The sequence below is a fragment of the Ornithinimicrobium avium genome (assembly GCF_003351765.1).
Lineage (GTDB): Bacteria > Actinomycetota > Actinomycetes > Actinomycetales > Dermatophilaceae > Ornithinicoccus > Ornithinicoccus avius.
Window position 1 is genome coordinate 1,316,273 of record NZ_CP031229.1, and the last position, 19,749, is coordinate 1,336,021.

Annotated in this window: 20 protein-coding genes; 11 read left to right on the forward strand and 9 right to left on the reverse strand. The window is 71.3% G+C overall.

Annotation, left to right across the window (positions count from 1 at the left end):
* Positions 1-34 precede the first annotated feature (34 nt).
* Both DV701_RS05965 and DV701_RS05970 read left to right on the forward strand, forming a co-directional pair.
* A complete protein-coding gene (locus tag DV701_RS05965; protein ID WP_162802838.1) occupies positions 35-1,081 on the forward strand; it encodes a YeiH family protein in 1,047 nt (348 codons plus the stop codon).
* Positions 1,082-1,357: 276 nt separating this feature from the next.
* Positions 1,358-2,965, forward strand: a complete 1,608-nt coding sequence (locus DV701_RS05970; RefSeq protein WP_114927496.1) for an acyl-CoA dehydrogenase family protein — start codon at positions 1,358-1,360, stop codon at positions 2,963-2,965.
* Positions 2,966-2,998: 33 nt separating this feature from the next.
* Here the strand turns inward: DV701_RS05970 and DV701_RS05975 are convergent, their stop codons facing one another.
* The 3 genes from DV701_RS05975 to DV701_RS05985 form a co-directional block, all read right to left on the reverse strand.
* Positions 2,999-4,678, reverse strand: coding sequence for an NERD domain-containing protein (locus tag DV701_RS05975; RefSeq protein ID WP_114927497.1), 1,680 nt, complete (start codon positions 4,676-4,678; stop codon positions 2,999-3,001).
* A 76-nt stretch (positions 4,679-4,754) separates the two neighbouring features.
* A complete protein-coding gene (locus DV701_RS05980) occupies positions 4,755-5,123 on the reverse strand; it encodes a GntR family transcriptional regulator (RefSeq protein WP_114927498.1) in 369 nt (122 codons plus the stop codon).
* Positions 5,123-6,055, reverse strand: coding sequence for a hypothetical protein (locus DV701_RS05985; RefSeq protein ID WP_114927499.1), 933 nt, complete (start codon positions 6,053-6,055; stop codon positions 5,123-5,125). The genes DV701_RS05980 and DV701_RS05985 overlap by 1 nt, the downstream gene beginning before the upstream one ends.
* A gap of 111 nt (positions 6,056-6,166) precedes the next feature.
* Between DV701_RS05985 and DV701_RS05990 the strand changes: the two genes are divergently transcribed.
* From DV701_RS05990 to DV701_RS06010, 5 genes are all read left to right on the forward strand, one after another.
* Positions 6,167-6,595, forward strand: a complete 429-nt coding sequence (locus DV701_RS05990; protein ID WP_114927500.1) for a PPOX class F420-dependent oxidoreductase — start codon at positions 6,167-6,169, stop codon at positions 6,593-6,595.
* A 132-nt stretch (positions 6,596-6,727) separates the two neighbouring features.
* A complete protein-coding gene (locus DV701_RS05995; RefSeq protein ID WP_114927501.1) occupies positions 6,728-7,933 on the forward strand; it encodes an FAD-binding domain in 1,206 nt (401 codons plus the stop codon).
* 228 nt (positions 7,934-8,161) lie between these two features.
* The gene (locus tag DV701_RS06000) at positions 8,162-8,962 is read left to right on the forward strand and encodes a ZIP family metal transporter (RefSeq protein WP_114927502.1); all 801 of its coding nucleotides are present in this window, start codon (positions 8,162-8,164) and stop codon (positions 8,960-8,962) included.
* A 51-nt stretch (positions 8,963-9,013) separates the two neighbouring features.
* The gene (locus DV701_RS06005; protein ID WP_114927503.1) at positions 9,014-9,208 is read left to right on the forward strand and encodes a hypothetical protein; all 195 of its coding nucleotides are present in this window, start codon (positions 9,014-9,016) and stop codon (positions 9,206-9,208) included.
* Positions 9,205-9,663, forward strand: coding sequence for a GyrI-like domain-containing protein (locus tag DV701_RS06010; protein ID WP_114927504.1), 459 nt, complete (start codon positions 9,205-9,207; stop codon positions 9,661-9,663). The genes DV701_RS06005 and DV701_RS06010 overlap by 4 nt, the downstream gene beginning before the upstream one ends.
* Before the next feature lie 6 nt (positions 9,664-9,669).
* Here the strand turns inward: DV701_RS06010 and DV701_RS06015 are convergent, their stop codons facing one another.
* Entirely contained in the window at positions 9,670-10,215 is a 546-nt protein-coding gene (locus DV701_RS06015; RefSeq protein WP_114927505.1) for a dihydrofolate reductase family protein, read from the reverse strand.
* A 171-nt stretch (positions 10,216-10,386) separates the two neighbouring features.
* Between DV701_RS06015 and DV701_RS06020 the strand changes: the two genes are divergently transcribed.
* Both DV701_RS06020 and DV701_RS06025 read left to right on the forward strand, forming a co-directional pair.
* Entirely contained in the window at positions 10,387-11,163 is a 777-nt protein-coding gene (locus DV701_RS06020; protein WP_114927506.1) for a CPBP family intramembrane glutamic endopeptidase, read from the forward strand.
* 67 nt (positions 11,164-11,230) lie between these two features.
* On the forward strand, positions 11,231-11,449 hold the full coding sequence (locus DV701_RS06025) for a hypothetical protein (protein ID WP_114927507.1): 219 nt from the start codon (positions 11,231-11,233) through the stop codon (positions 11,447-11,449).
* Positions 11,450-11,501: 52 nt separating this feature from the next.
* Here DV701_RS06025 and DV701_RS06030 read toward each other — a convergent pair whose 3' ends face one another.
* Both DV701_RS06030 and DV701_RS06035 read right to left on the reverse strand, forming a co-directional pair.
* Positions 11,502-11,723 carry a hypothetical protein gene (locus DV701_RS06030; protein ID WP_114927508.1) on the reverse strand — a complete coding sequence of 74 codons (222 nt, stop codon included), beginning with the start codon at positions 11,721-11,723 and terminating at the stop codon, positions 11,502-11,504.
* Positions 11,724-11,856: 133 nt separating this feature from the next.
* A complete protein-coding gene (locus tag DV701_RS06035; protein WP_114927509.1) occupies positions 11,857-12,189 on the reverse strand; it encodes a cupin domain-containing protein in 333 nt (110 codons plus the stop codon).
* A gap of 237 nt (positions 12,190-12,426) precedes the next feature.
* Here DV701_RS06035 and DV701_RS06040 point away from each other — a divergent pair, with 237 nt between their 5' ends.
* On the forward strand, positions 12,427-13,218 hold the full coding sequence (locus tag DV701_RS06040; RefSeq protein WP_114927510.1) for a class I SAM-dependent methyltransferase: 792 nt from the start codon (positions 12,427-12,429) through the stop codon (positions 13,216-13,218).
* Between the two features lie 13 nt (positions 13,219-13,231).
* Here DV701_RS06040 and DV701_RS06045 read toward each other — a convergent pair whose 3' ends face one another.
* Positions 13,232-13,855, reverse strand: coding sequence for a DedA family protein (locus DV701_RS06045; protein ID WP_114927511.1), 624 nt, complete (start codon positions 13,853-13,855; stop codon positions 13,232-13,234).
* A gap of 30 nt (positions 13,856-13,885) precedes the next feature.
* On the opposite strand from DV701_RS06045, the gene DV701_RS06050 reads away from it, so the two are divergent.
* On the forward strand, positions 13,886-14,563 hold the full coding sequence (locus DV701_RS06050) for a DsbA family oxidoreductase (RefSeq protein ID WP_114927512.1): 678 nt from the start codon (positions 13,886-13,888) through the stop codon (positions 14,561-14,563).
* A gap of 12 nt (positions 14,564-14,575) precedes the next feature.
* Here the strand turns inward: DV701_RS06050 and DV701_RS06055 are convergent, their stop codons facing one another.
* Positions 14,576-16,000: an L-lactate permease gene (locus DV701_RS06055; RefSeq protein ID WP_202863649.1), complete on the reverse strand. Its 1,425-nt coding sequence runs from the start codon at positions 15,998-16,000 to the stop codon at positions 14,576-14,578.
* A gap of 369 nt (positions 16,001-16,369) precedes the next feature.
* Positions 16,370-19,618, reverse strand: coding sequence for a DUF3427 domain-containing protein (locus DV701_RS06060; RefSeq protein WP_114927513.1), 3,249 nt, complete (start codon positions 19,616-19,618; stop codon positions 16,370-16,372).
* Positions 19,619-19,749: the final 131 nt, after the last annotated feature.

Below are 19,749 nucleotides of genomic sequence, written 5' to 3' on the forward strand. Positions count from 1 at the left end.
CCGGCGACCCCCGGGCGCGAGTTCCATGGAAGGTATGCGCCCACAGCCCGACATCGCCGGCCCCACCACCGTCCTGGACGATGCACCCCATACCCAGCACAAGGCGCCGCTCTGGCCCGGTCTGCTCGCCTGCCTGGCCGCCGCGCTCGTGGCCCTCGGCATCCAGCAACTGGTGCCGGGACTGAGCGCGCTGCTCGTGGCGATCCTTCTCGGGGTGGCCGTCGCGCACGCCGTCGCCCTGCCCAGGTCGCTGCAGCCGGGCATCGCGGTGTCGGGCAAGCGGCTGCTGCGCCTGGGGATCGTCCTGCTCGGCTTCCAGCTGGCGCTCGACGACATCCTCGCGCTCGGGTGGGGGACCATCGCCGTGGTCGTGGCCGTCGTCTCGGCGGGGCTCGTCGGGACCGTGCTCGTGGGCCGCCGGCTGGGTCTGACCCACGGCCAGTCGGTCCTGATCGCCGCGGGCTTCTCGATCTGCGGGGCAGCTGCCGTCGCCGCCGTGGAGGGCAGCGTCGAGCGCGAGGACGAGGACGTGGCGACCGCCATCGCTCTCGTGGTCGTCTTCGGCACGCTGATGATCGGCGTGGTCCCCGCGGTGCTGGCCCTCACCGGGCTGCCGCTCGAGGTGAAGGGCATGATCGCCGGCGGCTCCATCCACGAGGTGGCCCAGGTCGTTGCCGCCGGCGGGATCATCGGCGGCGGCGCGCTGGCGACCGCGGTCCTGGTCAAGCTCGCGCGCGTGCTCATGCTGGCTCCGGTCGTCACCGTGCTGGGGCTGCTGGAGCGGCGTCACGCCGGCGAGGCCGTGCCTGCGGGGGCCAAGCGCCCGCCGCTGGTGCCACTCTTCGTCGTCGGCTTCCTCGCCGCAGCGCTGCTGCGCACCGTCGTGCCGCTGCCGGACCTCGTCCTCGACGCGGCGCACCTGCTGCAGGTCCTGCTGCTCTCGGCCGCGATGTTCGCGCTCGGGCTGGGTGTGCACGTGAGCATGCTGAAAGCCGCGGGAGCGCGGCCGTTCGTCCTCGGCGCGTTCGCCACGGTGCTCGTCTCCGCCGTCGCGACGACGGGGTTCCTCCTCGTCGCGTAGGCCGGCCGACCGACGCAGTGCCGCTCGAGGACGTACTCGTCACGTCGGCGAGCTGCTCAACCTGCTCGCTGTCACTCAGTCCCAGGCGCCCATCCGGGAGAGCGCGGCGGAGGCTTCCCTCCGTCCAAGAGCAGACTGGCACCACGGTCTGACAGACCCGGCCGCACGCCGCTGTGCGCCCTCCGCCCAGGCCCGGCTCCCAGAAACCTACGGTAACGTAACCGTAGGTAAGGGCAGCCTAGGAGCCTTTACGGAACACAGGAGTGAGGTTTTTTCATGGGTGTGCAGGTGCAAGAGCGCGACACGGACGTGTCCGTGACCCGGAGTGCAGGACCAGAACTGGCCCTCGCCGGAGATGAGGCCGGCACGGAGGCGAGCGGCGCGAGCCAGCTGGTCGGGCGGTTCCGCGACGCCGTGGCGCGCACGTTCGGGCACCGTGCCGACCTCGACGTGATCGGCCAGGGGCGGGGGCTGCCGCCGTTCGTCCTGCGCGACGTGCTCGCGGAGGAGCCGATGCGAGCATTCCTGCCGACCCGCTTCGGCGGGTTCGGTGACAGCCTGGCTCCGAGCCAGGAAGTGATGGAGACCGCGGCCTACCACTCGCTCGCGCTCGGACTGACCATGGGCATCAGCGGGGGGCTCTTCGCCCAACCCGTCGCGAAGTACGCCAACCCCGAGGTGGCGGGACGGATCCTGCCGCGCCTGGCCGAGGACGGCAGGCTCGGCGGCCTGATGATCACCGAGCCCGGCCACGGCACGGACGCCTTGTCGATGCGCACCGCCTGGCGGCGGGAGGGGCAGCACTACCGCGTGATGGGGACCAAGCACTGGGCCGGGCTCTCCGGCTGGGCCGACTACTGGCTGGTCATGGCCCGCCCCGGTAAGGAGGACGGTGACCTCGGCAACGGCATCGACCTGTTCGTGTGCGAGCAGGACGACCCGGACCACCAGATCGAACTGGTGGAGAAGTACCCTTCGCTCGGGCTCTACGGGATCCCCTACGGCCGCAACGAGGTCGACGTGCGGGTGCCCCTCTCCCACCGCCTGCAGGGCGACCGGGGCGGCCTGCGGCTGATGATGGATCTGCTGAACAGGTCGCGATCCAGCTTCGCCGGAAATGCGGTCGGCTTCATCCACCGGATGGTCGACGAGGCGGTCGAGCACTGCACCGGGCGGGTCGTCTCGGGTCAGAGGCTGATCGACTACGACCAGGTGCGGGCCCGCATCGCCCGCCTCCAGGGGCAGTGGGCGTGTGCCAGCGCCCTGAGCCTGTGGAGCTCGGAGAACGCCGGACTGTCGACCGACCTGTCCAGGGCAGGGCAGGCCGCCAGCGCGATCAAGACGGTCGCCTCGGACTACCTGCAGGAGTCGGCGCAGTCCCTGCTGCAGCTGGTCGGCGCCAAGGGTTACGCTCTCGACCACGTCGCCGGGAGGGCGGTCGTCGACTCGCGCCCGTTCCAGATCTTCGAGGGTTCCAACGACGTGCTGTATGCCCAGATGGGCGCCAAGGTCGCCGACCAGGTGCGCCGGGCCGGCACCACCAACCTGCGCGAGCTGCTCTCCCGGGACCCGGTGACGGCGGCCGGCGCCGACCTCGCCGGTGCCCAGCTGGAGTTCGACGTCGATGAGCGACCCGCGCAGCGGCGCCTCGTCGAGATCGGCGCGATCGCCAGCCGGGTCTTCACCCTCGGCGCCGTCATGGACCTGGGCAGCCGTGGTTTCAGCAGGGACCACGTCTCGGTGGCCGTGGCCACCCTGCGCGAGGACATCGGGTCGTGGACGACGCGCCTGCGTGGGTCGCTCACGCCGGAGGTGAGCACCGACCCCATCCTGGCCGGGGCGTGGCGTCACCTCACGGGGACCAGGACGGTTCTGCCCGCCTGACCTCGAGCCGCCCGGCGCAGCCGGGGATCCGGGTCAGCGGTCCTTCGTGCGCTGCAGCGCGCGGAGCAGCTCCTCCCCCGCACTCTGCCGGACCGTCGCGGCGTCCCCGACCACGACCAGTTGGTCGGTGGCCCGCGAGAGGCCGACGTAGAGGCGCTCCCTGGCCCGGTCGCGGGGCTCCGCCTCGTTGAAGCACAGGACGACGGCGCGCCGCTCGAGCCCCTTGCACCCGAGCACGTGGCCGTAGAAGACGTCGTCGACGTCCCAGAAGGTCCGCCAGTACCCCTCCTCGCCCAGGTCCTCCTGTCGCGCCTTCTGCTCGGGATGGCGTGTCCCGGTGGTGATCAGCGCGACGTGCTCGGGCGGCCAGTCCGCGACGAGGAGCTTGTCCACCTCGTCGTCGGCGACGCCCACCGCCTCCTCCGCGGACGCCTGGACGAACTCGACCGCCGGGCCTTCGTCGCCGAGCGCCCGCATCCGCATCGGGGTGAGCGGCCCGAAGGACTCGGCGATCTGCCTGGTGTTGCGCAGGTTGTGGTCGAGCACGAGCGGCACCAGCGCGACCGGCGGCCGACCGAACCGGGCGAAGACGCGCTGGTTCTCGTCGGAGTAGACGTAGAGCCCGCCCTCCTCGGGGTCCTTCAGCGCCGCCATCAGCGGCACCCACCAGTCCTCGGCGAAGTCCTGCGCCTCGTCGACGATGATCGCGTCGAACTTCTTGGCCTCGGGCAGCTCCTCCGCGAGCCGGGCCATCTGCGCGGGCAGCTCCTTCTCCCAGAACTCCGAGTCGTTGCGGTCCGCGTCGATCTGCGCGCCCCACTCGCGCCCCAGCTCCTCGAACCGCCCGATGAACGCCGGCCGCGACTTGCGCGACTCGCCCTGGAACGCCCGCTTGAACCACTCCCCCAGACCGATCGAGTAGCAGAGCAGAGCCACCCGCTGCGCCTTGCGCTCGCGCAGACCACGGGTGAGCTGCTTGGCCTGGGTCATCGCCAGCACGGTCTTGCCGCTGCCCGCGCCGCCGCGCAGCTCGACCCGGTCCAGCAGCCGCGTCACCTCCAGGATCATCGCCTGCTCCTGGGTGAGCCGGTCCGCCCGCGCCGCCCGGTCGTCGGCCTCGGCCGACACCTCGCGCTGCATCGGGTGACGCCCGGACAGGACCTCCACGATCAGGTCGACGTCGTCGTGGTCCGGCACGCGGTAGTTGGTCTCCTGCGTTCCCGCGACCGCGCGGAGTCGGTCGCCCAGGCGCTGCTGGTCACCCTTGCCGTGGATCATGTCGCGGGGGCATTCGGGCTGGGCGAAGTCATCCGGCACCGTGCTGTATGGCGTCACGACGGCGTGCGCCCACCGCACCCTGGTGCGCGAGGAGTCGCGCCAGCGCGGGTCGGCCTGCACGTAGGTGCGCAGCGCGTGCTTGCTCCGGCGCGCCTGACCGACCGGGTCGATCGTGCGCGACCCTCCCCCGCCGTGCTGCCACCAGCGGCCCTGGCCGTCGACCTTGACGCTGCCGCCCTTGACCTCGACGACGACCACCCCGACGTCGGGCATCAGCACCACGAGGTCGGCCTCGTGGTCCTGCTCGTGGTCGGTGAGCCGCTGGTTGGCCAGCACGATGTCATCGGGGCCCAGCTGGCCGACGAGCCGCTCGCACACCTCGCGCTCCGCGTTGTTGACGAAGGTGGGCTCCGCCGGGATCAGTCGCGCGGCCATGTCGAACCCCTGCCTGCATAAGCTCCGTCGCTCATGGACGCGAGCATAGGGGCACCGGCGGCCCTCGCAGCGGAGGTCAGGCCTCCAGCGCCTGCCTCACGAGGGCCAGAGCCGCCGCCGGCTCGAGTCCGAGGGTGCGGCTGAGCTCGGCATACCTCTCGGCGGCCGCCCGCGCGGAGACGGCTGCGGGCGCCGCCCGGCCGGCGGTGACGGTGGCGCGCACGAAGGTGCCTGCGCGACCCCTTCCCTCGAGCACGCCGTCGGCCTCGAGCTCGCGGTAGGCCCGGGCGACCGTGTTCGGCGCGATGCCGAGGTCACCGGCCAGCCGGCGGACGGTGGGCAGCCGGTCCCCGGGGGCGAGGACGCCCTCGGAGACCTGGGCGATGATCTGCCCACGCAGCTGGGCGAAGGGCGGTTCGGCGGAAGTCGGGTCGATGCGAAGCATCACGCGCCCGCCCCGTGCGGGTCGCCGGTCGGGGCACGGCCGCCCCAGAGCCGGTCGCGGACGTGCTGCGCCTCGGTGCGGCGCCCCGGCCCAGCGGCGACGAGCAGCGCGACTCCCACCAGGACGACGGGCAGCAGGTAGCCCGCCACCAGCACCGCCAGGCTCCAGCCGGGCCCGATCTGGCCGGACACCACCGCCGCCGTCGACGCGGCGTCGTCGAGGACGTTGCCGGTAGCGGCCAGGGCGAGCAGGCTGAGGATCGGGGCCGCCATCGACAGCGAGCTGAGGGTGTCGGCACGGACCGCGTCCTGCCAGTAGAGCTCGACCTCGTCCCGGGCCGGCTGCGGCGAGTCGAGCACGCGTCGGGTCGCCAGCCAGGAGAGCAGGACGACGACGGGGATGCCGACGGCGAGCACGGGCACCGGGCTGAGCAGGACGGTGCCCGCGTCGAACCACTCGGTGCCGCCGAGCAGCAGGGCGCCGACGAGGGCCACCATCCCGAGTCCGACGAAGCCCCGCCCGAGCGTCCGCAGGTAGGGCGGCAGGTAGTCCTCCAGCGTCGGGGTCGTCGCCCGCGCGGTGCGCGGGCCCTCGGCCAGCACCCCGGGCCGGGCGAGGTCGGCCAGCGCGGCACCGGCGGCGCCGACGACGAACATCACCGAGAGCACGAAGAACCCGCCCGCGGCCTGGTCGGCCCCCTCCCAGGTCCGGGCAAGGACGAGCGCGACGAGGCCGGCGAGGAGGATCCCCATACCGGCGCCGCGGGAGCGGAACCCGAGGCGCGCCTCGAGCCGGGCCTCCTGGTCGGCGGGCACCTGCGCTCCGGCCTTGCGGGCGAACGCCCGGCGCAGGTGGGCGCGGTAGGGGCCGAAGGACGGCAGCAGCAGCGCGACGGCTCCCACGACGAGCAGGACGATCGCGTCGACCAGCATGTGGACCTCCCTGAGTGGTTGACACAAAGGTTGGCACAAGGGGTTGGGTTGTGTCAACACAAGGTGTGCCGGCCCGCCGTTCGTCCGGGCGCGCAGCGCATCATGGACGGCATGACTGACGACGCCCTTCACGACATCATCGCCGGCGGCAAGCTGTGCGTCATCGCCACGATCCGCAAGGACGGACGGCCCCAGCTGTCGCAGGTCACCTACGCCTACGACCGCGGGCGCGACATGGTCCGCGTCTCGGTGACCGACTCCCGTGCCAAGACCGCCAACCTGCGGCGCGACCCGCGCGGGACGCTGCTCGTGCAAGGTCCTGGAGGCTGGGCCTACGCCGCCGCGGAGTTCCGGGCGGAGGTGCTGCCGGTGACCACCGACCCGCACGACGCCAGCGCCGACGAGCTCGTGGACATCTACCGCTCGGTCGCCGGGGAGCACCCGGACTGGGAAGAGTTCCGCGAGGCGATGGTGACCGAGAGACGGCTGCCGCTGCACCTCCACCTCGACAAGGTCCTGGGGATGGCCGGCCGGCACTGATCGCCTCGTGCTCGGTTCCGCCCGGCGTGCACGATCGACCCTCACCTGGGGTTTCGTGGGCGATCCCGTGATCGTGCACGCCGGCCGGAACATGATCGGCCAGGGAGCTGCCGTCCGTCCTACGCTGGACGGATGAGGGTCGCCATCAACGGCGTCGGCGTGGCCGGCCCGGCGCTTGCCTACTGGTTGCGCAGGTCCGGCCACGAGCCGGTGCTCTTCGAGCGGGCGCCCGCGCTGCGCACCGGCGGCTACGTCATCGACTTCTGGGGTAGGGGGTACGAGCTCGCCGACCGCATGGGCGTGCTGCCCGAGCTGCGCGAGCGCGGGTACCTGGTCGAGGAGCTGCGGACGGTGGACGCAACCGGCCGGACGAGGGCCAGCATCGACCTCAGACCGATGCGTGAGGCGCTCGGCGAGCGCTTCCTCAGCGCCCGGCGCAGCGACCTCTCGGCGATGGTGCTCGCCGCGTGCGGGGACGTGGTGACGCACTTCGGAGTGTGGGTCGAGGACCTGGCGCAGGACGCCGGGGGCGTGGACGTGACGCTCTCGGACGGGCGCACCGACCGCTTCGACCTCGTCGTCGGCGCCGACGGGCTGCACTCGCACGTGCGGTCCCTCGCGTTCGGCCCCGCGGAGCAGTTCGAGAAGCCGCTCGGCGCCGTCGTGGCCGCGGTGCGGATGGAGGACTACCCGCACCGGGACGAGCTGGTCTACGTCCTGCACACCGTGCCACGCCGCCAGGCTTCCCGGTTCTCGATGCGCGACGGCGAGACCCTCAGCCTGCTGATCTGCCGCGACGACGTCGCGGGGCCGGACGCATTCGGGCGCCCCTCCGCTCCCGAGCCGACACCCGCCGAGCAGCGGGCCGCCCTGCGGCACGCGTTCGCAGGTATGGGGTGGGAGACGCCGGAGATTCTCGCCCGCCTCGAGACGGCGGAAGACTTCTACTGCGACCGGGTCAGCCAGATCCATCTGCCGAGCTGGTCGACGGGCCGGGTCGCGCTGGTCGGTGACGCGGCGGCGTGCGCCTCGCTGCTCGCCGGCGAGGGCACCGGACTGGCGATGATCGAGGCCTACGTGCTGGCCGGCGAGCTGGCCCGGCACGTGGACGACATACCCGCCGGGCTGCGCGCCTACGAGGACCGGCTCCGGGACTTCGTCACCACCAAGCAGCGGTCAGCGCTGCGGATGCTGGGCTTCTTCGCACCGAGCGACGCGCTGGCCCTAGCGGTGCAGGAGCTGGGCGTACGCATCGCGTCGGTACCGTTCGTCACCCGGCTGGCCGCGCGCCGGGTGGGCGACGACGTGGAACTGCCACGTTACGAGGCTGGGGGCTAGAGACCGCCGAAGGCGTCCAGCAGATCGCGTCGCGCTGCCGGTCCCGCTCCCGCCTCCCGGCAACCGCACGTGATGTGGCGCGGGGCCGGCTGAGCCCCGAGCCCCCGTATTCCCGAGCAGGCTTGACCCGCGTCATGGAGTGCCGGGCTGTTCCTCCGTACGTTCGGGGTGTCAGGGCGTGAGAGGACTCCGCCCGGCACACGACATACGAAGAGGGATGGAAGAGACATGGAACTGTTCGGACAGGCGCTCGGGCTCGGGACGATAGGGCTGGTGGCGGGTGTGGTCGGGGCCGTGGTGGCCGCGCTGGCGACGCGGGGCTCGACGTCGACGCTGACCAGCTACGTGCAGCACTTCGCTGCCGGGCTCATCATCGCGGCGGCGACACTGGACCTGCTGCCGGAGGCCCTGGCGCTCGGCGGTGGGTGGCCGCTGATCGTCGGGTTCGTGGTCGGCACGGCGTTCATGCTGGCGCTTCGCGCGGTTCTCAACCGCTTCGGGCACGGGCACGCTGCCGGTGAGGGTCACGACCACGAGGACCACGCAGGTCACGGCGGCGGCACCGCGCTTGCCGCGAGGCCCCAGGTCGTCGCCGGTGTGAACCTGCGCCTGGCCATCGCCCTGGCGGTCGTCGTCCTGATCGACGGAGCGATCATCGGTGTCGCGCTCTCCGCCGGCGGTGCGGCAGCCCTGCTGATCGCGATCGCGCTGTCCATCGAGCTGCTCTTCGTCGCCGCCTCCGTCGCGGGGTCGACCCGGGGTGCCGGCGGCACGGTCGCCACGGCCGTGGGTGTCGGTGCCTTCGTCGCCGTGATGATGCCGGTGGGTGCTGTGCTTGGTGCGCTGGTCTTCGCCGGCGTGTCCTCGACGTTGCTGGTGGCCGGGCTGGCGTTCGGTGCCGCGGCCCTGCTGTTCACCGCGGTAGCCGAGCTGCTGGTCGAGGCCTACGAGATCAAGGAGAGCGCGGGCACCATCGCGATGGCCGCCGGAGGCTTCCTGCTCTTCCTGGTCCTGATGATGCTCATGTGAACTCGCCACCGTGGGCCGCCGCAGGGAGCCTGCGGCGCCTACAGTGGGGGCATGCGCAGCCCCGTCGTGAGACTGGTCATCGGACTGCTGCTCGCCGCGGCGGGTGCCGTCTGGACCCTGCAGGGCCTGGGGTACCTGCAGGGCAGCTCCATGACCGGGGTCACCCTCTGGGCCGTGGTCGGGCCCCTGGTGCTGCTCGCCGGGATCTGGCTGGCGGTCAGCAGCCGGAGGGCACGCCGGTCATGAGCGCGCAGCCCGAGATCGTCGACCTGGAGCCCACGCCGACCGTGGCCGTCCGCGGCACGGTGACGATGGCCGAGCTCCGCGACTTCTACGACCGCTCCTTCGGCACGGTGGCCAAGGCCGTGGCGCAGCAGGGGATCACTCCCTCGGCGGCCTACGGTCTCTTCCTCGCCCCGCCCGCCGACGGCGTCGAGCTGGAGGTGGGGATGCTCGTCAACGGTGCCTTCGAGGTGGACGGTGACGTCACACCGTCCAGCCTCCCGGGCGGCCGGGCCGCGCATCTCGTGCACACCGGTCCCTACGACGACCTCCCGGCCTCGTGGCAGCGGCTGACGACGTGGGTCGACGAGCAGGGGCTCACACCCGCGGGGCCGATGTGGGAGGTCTACGTCACCGAGCCGACCCCGGAGTCCGACCCGGCGACCCTGCGGACCGACCTCTTCTGCAGCCTCGCCTGATCCGGGTCAGGCCCGCAGCCGGTAGGTCAGCGAGGCGTTGCCCGTCGACGTCGTCCGCCCCTCGACCAGCTCCAGGCGCGTGACCGGCACCGTCTCGTCGAAGAGCCGCCGGCCCACGCCGACGACCGGGTGGGTCGTGAGCGTCAGCGCGTCGATCACGCCCGCCAGGAAGAGCGAGCGCACCGTCTCGACGCCGCCGTTGACGGCGATCGTCCCGGTCTCGCCGTTCGCCGCGAGGGCCCGGAGGTAGTCCACCGGGTCGCCCTCCACGATCGAGGAGCCCTGCCAGCGGGACACGTCGTCCAGCGTGGAGGTGATCACGTGCTTGCGCACCGGGTTGATGAAGGCGCCGAACGGGTCGTCGGCGCCGGGCCAGTAGTCCGCCCACTCCTGCCACAGCTTGCGGCCGAGGACGACGTCGGTCACGTCGGCGATGGCCGCCCCCATGCCCGCCATGTCGTCGGGGCCGAACGAGTCGAACTGCCACCGGTCGGGTGACTCGACCACCCCGTTCACCGAGCTGAACAGGTGGGCGGTGACCTTGCGTGCCATGGGAAGTCTCCTTGTGGTGCCGTCCTGGACGGGTCGACTCTGCCACGTCCCCGGACTCGGCGCCGACCTTCACCACCCAGCAGAAAAGCGACTAAACTACATACTGTAGGAGATGCCGCACCGTCGGCCACCCGTCCCGCGGGCGACGTCCCCGTGAGGAGGTCGGGAACCGTGCTGACGAGGCTGAGGGAGGCGCACCCGGTCTGGCACGCGGTCGCCTGGATCGCGGTCTACATCGTCGTCTTCAACGTGGGTGAGGGGGTCTCGGCCACGCTCGGGCAGCCGGGGTCGGCGACCGCACCGTTGCTGCTGCTGCTGTCCGCCGGGCTCGTGCTGGGCCTGCGTGCCGAGGGGCGGCTGGCGCACCTCGGTGTGCGGCTCCCCCGCCGCGCGACGCTGACCCCCGCGCTCTACTTCCTGCCGCTGCTGGTCATCGCGCTGCTCCAGCTGACCACCGGAGTCGACCGCCGGCTGGACGCCCCGGACGTGCTCCTCGTCGTGGCGGTGATGATCGGCGTCGGCTTCCTCGAGGAGCTGCTCTTCCGCGGCTTCCTCTACCAGGCGGTCGCGGCCCGTCGCGGCGTCACTGCGGCGGTCGTCGTCTCGGGCCTCACCTTCGGTCTCGGCCACATCCTCAACCTGGCCCGCGGCTACACGGGAGTGGAGCAGCTGGTCCAGATCGTCGTGGCCATCGCCGTCGGCGTCGTGCTGGCGCTCCTGGTCGCGCTGACCGGCTCGATCCTGCCGGGCGTGGCCTTCCACGTCGTGTTCAACATCGTGGGCAGCGTGTCGGCCGGGTCCGGGCGGTCGGACCTCGTCCTGGCCGCGGTGGTCGTGGCCGTCAGCACCGCCTACGCGGTCTACCTGGTCCGGCAGCTGCGTGACCACCCGGCGCCCACCTCGCCGGGCCCTGCCGGCCGCCCTTCCGAGCCGTCGGTCAGGGTATGACGTCGGGCCTGGCGGTCGGGCGCCTCCGGACCTGCGCGGACGCACCACCGCTGCCAGACTGGAAGACGTGGGTGACCGTGGGGACCGGGACGCCGACATCCGGCGGCAGCGCCTCGCTGTCGCGATCGCCGTCGGCATGGCGATCGGTCTCGCGCTGTCCCTTGCCACGGACCGGTGGAGCATGATCGCGGTCGGCCTCGTGCTGGGCCTGGCCCTCGGGCTGTCCTACCGCGTCACCGGCGGGCCCGGCGACTTCAGGCGTGCCGGGCGGGGCAACGCCGTCTGACCCTTCTGTAGGGCCGGTCGGGGTGGGGCTGCCGGCTGGCTGGGGCTCTGGACTAGAGGCGCTCGAGCTTGTGGAACGGGCTGACGATGCGGTGGGTCGAGTCTCCGAAGTCGACGGTCACCGCCGCCTGCTCCTCGTTGATGACGCGCCCGAGTCCGTAGGACTGGTGTGACACGCGGTCGTGCAGCGCGAAGCGGGGAACCTCGGGCTCGACCTTCTGCTTGAAGGGGCTGGTGGCGAGATGACGCCGCTGGGATCCGGACCGACTTTTCACACCTCCAGTATGGCCCACCCCGCCGGGAGCCCCTCCCGATGCGGCGGAAAAGCCCGCAGGAGCGGCGGTTCTGCGTCAAGCTCGCGGCCCAGCGGTACCCGACTCGAACTCCGCGATCACGGCCGGCGTGCGGTCAGGAGCGCGTGCACACGGTGAGCAGGAACGCGCTGTCCTGGAGCGCGTCGAGCCGGTGGCGGGCGGTGGGGACGACGAGCAGGTCGCCGGCGATGCCCTCCCACTCCGCGTCCTCGCCGACGAGCCGGACCCGACCGCTGAGGACGTGGAGGGTGGCCTCGCCCGGGCCGTCGTGGTCGTCGAGCGCGCGGCCCTCGAGCAGGGCGACCATGGTCTGGCGCAGGAAGTGCTCGTGCCCGCCGTAGACCGTCCGCGCACTTCGCCCCGTCGAGGACGACCTGGCCCCCTCGAGCAGAGTCCGGGCCAGGGCGGTCAATGAGTGCTTCTCCACGGTGGTCTCCTCGGGCGCTCGGGTCGGTGTGCCGGCCGTCGCTATCCAGTGTGGTGCCATCGCCGCGAGAGCGCGACCCTGCGTCGAGATGTTTCGCCCGGCGTGCACGATCCAGCCCGTCCTGGCCATTCGCGGCACTTTCGACCATCGTGCGCGCCGGACGCAACAGCACCCAGGCCAGCGCCGTCGGGTGGACAATGGGGGACGACAGCATCGGGAACCCTGCAGGAGGGCCTCATGGCACCGGGCACCGGCTCCGCCACCTTCCGCTCCGGCGGCGAGGCGTACGACTTCTTCATGGGCCGGTATGCGGCGCCGCTCGCGCCGGCGTTCGCCGACCTGGCTGGCGTGACCGAGGGCCAGCGGGCCCTGGACGTCGGCTGCGGCACCGGGATGCTGACCGCGGAGCTCGTCGGCCGGCTCGGCGTCGACAACGTCGCCGCGTGCGACCCCGCACCCGCCCAGCTCGCGGCCGCCCGGGCCCGCTGCCCCGGCGTCGACGTGCGGCAGGCCAGCGCCGAGGACCTGCCCTTCGAGGACGACAGCGTCGACGTCTGCCTGGCCCAGCTCGTCCTCCACTTCGTCCCCGACCCGGAGCGCGGGGTCGCCGAGATGGCGCGCGTCACCGTGCCGGGCGGCAGGGTCGCGGTGTGCGTGTGGGACGCCCTCGGCGGCATGGAGATGCTGCGTCTGTTCTGGCAGGCCGGTAACGACGTCGACGCCGCTGCTCCCGAGGAGCTGCGGACGATGCGGTTCGGACACCCCGACGAGCTTGCCGCGCTGCTCCGCGGAGCAGGCCTCGTGGACGTCGTCGAGGAGACCGTCGCCGTCGAGGCAAGATACGAGGACGTCGACGAGCTCTGGTCCAGCCTGAGGCTCGGCGTCGGCCCCGCCGGCGCCTACCTCGCGGCGCTGCCCGGCGAGCAGCAGGAGGCGCTGCGCACGGCATACCTCGAGCGTCTCGGCCCTCGGGAGGGGAGCTTCACGCTGGGAGCGCTGGCGCGGGCCGCGGTCGCGACCGTGCCCTGAGCGGGCCGGCTCCTCAGCTCGCGACCCCGACCCGGCGCTCGGTGCGGGACCGCCACCGCTTGGCGCCGAGCTCGGCGAACCAGCCCAGCACCAGGGCGAGAACGATGGCGATGACCAGGCCCAGGAGGGGCTGCTCCTCCAGCCAGCTGCCGGCCAGGGCGCCGACGCCCACGTTGTAGGCGGACCACGTGGTGACGCCGATGCCGTCGAAGAGCATGAACCGCGGGCGGGGGAACTCGGTGGCGCCGGCGGTCAGGTTCACGAGCTGTCGGCCGCCCGGCACGTAGCGGCAGGCGATGACGATCGTGCCGCCGCGCCGGTCCAGCATCTTGACCACCCAGTTGACGAAGCCGCGCACCTTGGGCCGCTTGCTGTCCCGGAGCCGACCGAGCCGCGTGTGCCTGCCGATGGTGTAGGTCAGGTTGTCACCGAGGAAGCTTCCGAGGGCAGCCACGGCGATGAGCGCCGCGATGTTGGGGTCACCCTCCGCGCCCGCCACCGCACCGAGCGCCACCAGCGTCGCCTCGGACGGCACCGGCGGCAGCACGCCGTCGAGGATGCACAGCAGCAGCACGATCGGCAGCAGCCACGCCGAGTCGGCGTTCGCCTCGATGAAGGCGTTGAGCGCCTCGAGCATGTGCCTTCTTCCTGGAGGGAGCGCCCCAGTATGGCAACCGCGCACGTCGGGCGCCGCCTGAGCAGTCACGTGCTGGGCAGAGGACCAGCCCCTGGTGGGACGAACATCGCCTGCCCCTGGTGCCGGATCGCCAAGCGACGCTTCGAGGAGGCCGCGGCCCAGCACGACCGGCCTGTCACCGTCGAGTACCACTCCTTCGAGCTGGCGCCGGACCTGCCGGACGACTACGTCGGCACGGAGGCGGAGTTCCTGCGCCGGCTCTACCCCGGCACGAAGGCAGCAGGCGCCGACCTGCGGAGGATCAGGCAGGTGGTCAGCACGGGAGCCCGGCTGGGCCTGGACTACGACTTCGACGCGGTCCGGCACACCAGCACCTTCCTGGCCCACCAGCTGCTGCACCACGGCAAGGCCCACGGCGTGCAGGGCCTTGTGCTGGATGCTCTCTTCACGGCCTACTTCGAGCACGGCCACGAGCTGCGCCAGGTCGACGGACTCGTCGCGCTCGGGGCGGACGTCGGTCTGGACGCGGCCGTTACGCGCGAGGCGCTCCTGAGCGGGCGGTACGCGGACGCGGTCCGGCAGGACAGAGCACGAGCCGGCGACCGTGGCGTCACGAGCATCCCGACCTATGTCCTGCCCGGTCAGGACCCGATCCACGGGGCCTTGCGGCCGGTCGTCTTCCTCGACGCGCTGCGCATGGTGCCGTAGCCACCCGCGCCGTCAGGCCAGCGCGAGGACGACAAGGCCGAGGATGACGGTCGAGGCGAGGACGACTCCCAGCAGGACCGCGACCGCCCGTGGGGGAAGCCGCTCCCCCGGCTCCAGCACCACCCCGGTCGCCAGGGCCACCCGCGGCGGCGAGGCGATGATCGCGATCGAGCCGGCGACGTTCTGGCCGGCGAGCGCGACGAGCGGGTCCGCGCCCAGGGTGGCTGCCCCGTTCGTCGTGGCGGCGGAGAACATCGCGGCCGAGCCCGTGTTGGACCCGGTCAGGTAGCCGCCGAGCGCCCCGACGGCAGGCACAGCGGCGACGAACCCGTAGCCCGCGCCCGCCGCGGTGACGGCCAGGTGCTCGGCCATCCCCGTGCCGGCCATGACGATCCCGATGAGCATGAAGACGATCGCGTTGCCGGCGATGGGCACCCACCGCCGCAGCGTCCCGGCGACCAGTGCCCATCGGTCCGCGGAAGGCAGGTCGACCGTGGCGGTGGCGACAGCTGCGGCGACCACGAGCCAGAGCGCCGGGCTGGTGATCCACCCAGGTGTGCCGTCACCTGCCAGCGCGAGGAGCGCGGTGGCCGCGAGGATGCCGGCGACGAGCACGACATACGGGACGAGGGCGGTGAGCAGCTCGCGTGTCACCGGGGGCAACGGACCGCGCGCGAGGCGGGTGACGCCCAGGAGAAGGGCGATGATCGCGGCGGAGGCCAGGACGCCGGCCAGCGGCGGCCCGAGCAGGTTCGAGGGGATCAGCACCGCCCACTGGACGAGGACCACCACGGTCGCGAGGAGCAGCTGCGGGGGCCGCGGGCGGCCGACGTTGAGCGCGAGCACTCCGACCATGCCGACCACCAGGACGGGCAGGGTGAGCACCGCCGTCCACACCCCGAGCTCGACGAAGTCCTGCCCGCCGAGCTGTGCGGCGACGAGCAGCCCAGGAGCCATCGAGCCCCACGGCACGAGGACCATGCCCAGCATGCCGGTGACCACCGCCCGCACCGGGGTCAGGCCCAGCCGGACCAGCAGCGGGGCGGTGATGACGACGCCGAGCCCGAAGCCGGTGACCGACTCCATGAACGGCGTCAGCCCGAAGACCAGGAGCAGGAGCGTCAGGGTTCGGTCGGCGCCGCGCTCGGCCTCCTCCAGCCACTCGGCGATCCGCCCCTGCGCACCGCCGCGCGTCATCACCTGGGCCAGGCCGACGCCGCCCAGGAGGATGACCGCGATCTCCACGACCAGCGGCCCCATGTCCCCCAGGACGGCGAGCGCCTCGGGCCTGCCGATCGGGAAGGCCGTCGCCCCCACCACGAGCGCGCCGACGAGCCCGACGACACCGGCCCGCATGGACGGGACCCGCACCACGAGCAGGACCAGGACCAGGACGATCGGCGCGAGGGCGGCGAGGAACCGCAGGTCGAGGCTCACCCGCGACTCACGGCAGCACGCACCTGGCGATGCTGCCCGCCAGCGCCAGCCTTCACGATCGTGCGTCGTCGTGCAGGCGCACGCTCGAGAGCTCCGGCGGATGCCCACCTGGCGGCTGCCAGTAGTGCAGCCCGCGGACGAAAATCAGGCACAGTAACCTCGTGCGGCCCTCGACGAGAATGTGCTCGGCAAGTCTGCGCATCTCGCCGCCGTGACGATGTGCTGCACGGGCACGAGACTCTCCTCAGGTGGGCTGGGACCTGAGGCCATGCTAGGCCTGAGTCCCGACGTACCATCCCTCACGATCGTCGAGCGGCTTCGCGCAGACCGCCTGCAGTTCGGGGACGGTGAACGTCTGGGGGACGAACCTCAGTGCGAGGTTCGTGTACTCCAGCTTCGAGCGTGCCGCTCCATTCCCACCCGACGAGTCACGCCGTGCTCGAACGGCAGGCCCTGCTCGAAAGCCTCATCCACTGACCACCCCCGCGCGTCTACGGCCGCTGCCCGAAGCATGTTCATCGCGCAGGCATCCCTCTTTAGCTTAGCAACTACGGTCGCCGCCGAGAAGAAGTCTGCCGGGAGCGCATGCTCGAGCTGCCACGTGATCGCGATCGGCCTGTTGCCCTGGTGGCTCACGTAACGCATCGGCCCGGCGAAAAGGTAGGGACTGGTGCCGAATTCGTCCTCCTTCTCTTCACGGACGAAGAGTAGGACCGTGCTGGCGCTGCTGAGGTACCTGTGTCCGGTCGCGGAGCCCACTGAGGTTGTGGACTGCGACTCCCAGTGGAAGAGCGTAGGACTGATCGGATAGTCGCGGTACAGGGTCGTCGGCGAAAAGTCCGCCTCGGACTTCCTGAGCGTGACGAAGAACGCGTCGACGTTCCGGTCCTGGACGTAGAGCACACCCTCTCGAAAAGAATTCGGCTTACGAGAGGCTGGCGACACATAGTCGAGGGCGGCGAGGACCTCCTCTCGCTGGTAGCGGGCGTGCACGCGGAGTGGGACGTCTCGCAGTATGCCCTCAAGGGCGAAAGCCTGGTGGCGTGCCGCCTCGAAGGAGAGGTCGACCACAGCTCGTAACTCGTCGCGGAGCGCTTCCTGCTCACGCAGAGCTCGCATCCCCGCGTCGTAGGAGGGATGCCCTCCCCCGTCCGGCCAGAGGGAAAAGAACATCATCTCCGCCATTCTGCGCTCCCCAGACGAAAGGTCAGCATAGGCGGGAGCTGCGTCTGAGAGCAAGAGCCGGTAAACCTCGGCGCGAGGCTTGTCGTCGACGTGCGCGAATGCACGCACTCGCCTTAGCAGCTTCTCCTCCAGGGGTGACCCCGCTCGGGTCGGCAGGCCGGCGGCTCGCCGCAGCTGCGTCCACGATCGCTGCCCTTTCCGGAGGACGTCGGCGAGCTCCAAGCTGGACTCCTCCAGGAAACGACTCAGTTCCAGCTCGCCGTAGTTTCGGAGCTCGGAGACTATCTGGGGCCAGCGGCTGGAGATCTGCGACCTGATGTTGTCCAGCACGATCTTCTGGACCTGCCTGTCCATGACGATCTGGCAGCCCGACGGCAGGAAAGGGAAGCCTCGTTCGATGCCATCGGTGAGCGCACGTCTGCTGCTGCCGGTGAGGGCTCGGTACTTCTGGTCGAAGCGGAACTCCTTCCGGTGGTGGCCCACAAAGTCCAGAGCGGTCAGGACGGCCTTGTCTTTCGTCCGCCTCAGCCCACGCCCCAGCTGCTGCAGGAAGACGGTGGCGCTCTCGGTTGGCCGGAGGAAAAGGACGGTGTCCACCTCCGGCATATCCAGCCCCTCATTGAAGAGGTCGGCAGCGAAGAGAATGTTGAGCCGCCGGTCTCGCAGGTCCCGCAGTGCCTGCTCCCGCTCGTGAAGGGGTGTGTCTCCGCTGACCGCCCGGGCAGGGATGCCGGCCCGCTGGAAGACGGAGGCCATGTAGCGGGCATGGTCGACACCCACGCAGAAGCCCAGGGCGCGCATGATGCCGGGATCGAGCACTTTGTCGCGCAGCTGGGCCAGGACGATCTGGGCCCGGACGTCGTTACCGGTGTAGAGCGACTCCAGTTCCGCCTCGTCATACCTCCCGCGCGTCCACTTCACGTCGCGCAGATCGGTGTTGTCGGCGACAGCGAAGTAGTGGAAGGGGCACAGGAGGTCTGCGCCGAGCGCGTCCCAGAGGCGCAGCTCCACCGCAGTCCGACCGTCGAAGAAGTCCCTGACGTCCACTCCGTCGGACCGCTCGGGAGTGGCTGTCAGGCCGAGGAGCTCCACCGGCTCGAAGTGCTGGATCAGGCGCCGGTAGGTTGCCGCCTGGGCGTGGTGGAACTCGTCGATCACCAGGATCTCGTAGGTGTCGGACGGAATCTGGTCGACACCGTATGACGTCAAGGACTGGACACTGGCGAAGACGTGGCGCCAGCGCTCGGGCCGGGCACCACTCACATACAGCTCGCCGAAGTCTCCGTCGGCGAGGACCTCGCGGTAGGTCCGGAGTGACTGCTCGAGGATCTCCTTGCGGTGGGCGACGAACAGCAGGCTCGGCCGTCCGCCTGCCTGGTGAGCGAGGTTGCGATAGTCGAGCGCGGCCACCACCGTCTTGCCGGTGCCGGTTGCGGCCACCACGAGGTTGCGGTGCCGGTCGTGCACGACCCGCTCGGCCTCGAGCGCCTCGAGCATCTCGAGCTGGTAGGGGAAGGGACGCACCTCCAGACCGGAGAGCGTGATCGTGACACCGCTCCCCTGCTTGCGACCGGACGCCTCGGCCAGCGCGTCGTCGAGCCTGTCGCGGTCCCGGTCCGGGTCGTAGAGCTCGTACGAGTCGTCGTACCAATAGGTCTCGAAGGTCGCCCGAAACTTCTCCAGGAGCGCCGGTGTCGCCACCCTGGACAGGCGGACGTTCCACTCCACGCCGTCAAGGAGGGCTGCCCGCGACAGGTTGGATGAGCCGACATAGGCAGTGTCGAAGGTCGTGCGCCGACGAAACATCCATGCCTTGGCATGCAGGCGCGTCCGCTGGGCGTCGTACTGGATGCGCACCTGCGCCCCGAACTCGCGCACGAGTCGGTCGACCGCAGCCCGCTCGGTCGCGCCCATGTAGGTGGTCGTGATAACGCGGAGCGGCACGCCTCGCTCATGCAGCCGCTCAAGTTCTGGCGTCAGGAGCCGCAATCCGTGCCATTTCACGAAAGCGATCAGCAGGTCGACCTCGTCCGATGACTCGAGCTCTGTCTTGATCTCGGCTCCGAGGTTCGGCTCGCCGCGGGCATTGGTCAGCAGCGCTGCGTCGCTGAGCGGCGTCGCAGGACGGGCCAGCCCGACCCTGCGGACAGTCGGAGCAGCGCCCGAAGCGATGCTGAGGAGCTGTCGGGGAGGGTGCTGCACTTCCTCGTCCGCGGACTCGAGCAGATCGAGCATGCCGTTGATGAGGCGCAGCCGTTCCTCGCTGCCGCGGGTCGAGCGTAGGCGTGCAGTGACGACCTCCTGGACATGACGGCCGAGCACGTGAGGCAGGTCAGCCTCGTCGACGTCCCCGAGCCGCGCACGGACCAGGGCCTGGCCGAGTCGCTCCTGTAGGTCTGCGGTGACCAGCTGCTCGTAGATTCCCGGCTCCACGGGGCTCAGCTTGCCAGAGTGCAGGGACAGGGATCCAGAGAGGAGGGGTCTCTACCCTGCGACGGCAGGCGAAGCCGGGAGTGATCTCATCCGGCGCAGTTTCACGGACTCGCGGGTGGCGTACCAGCCGT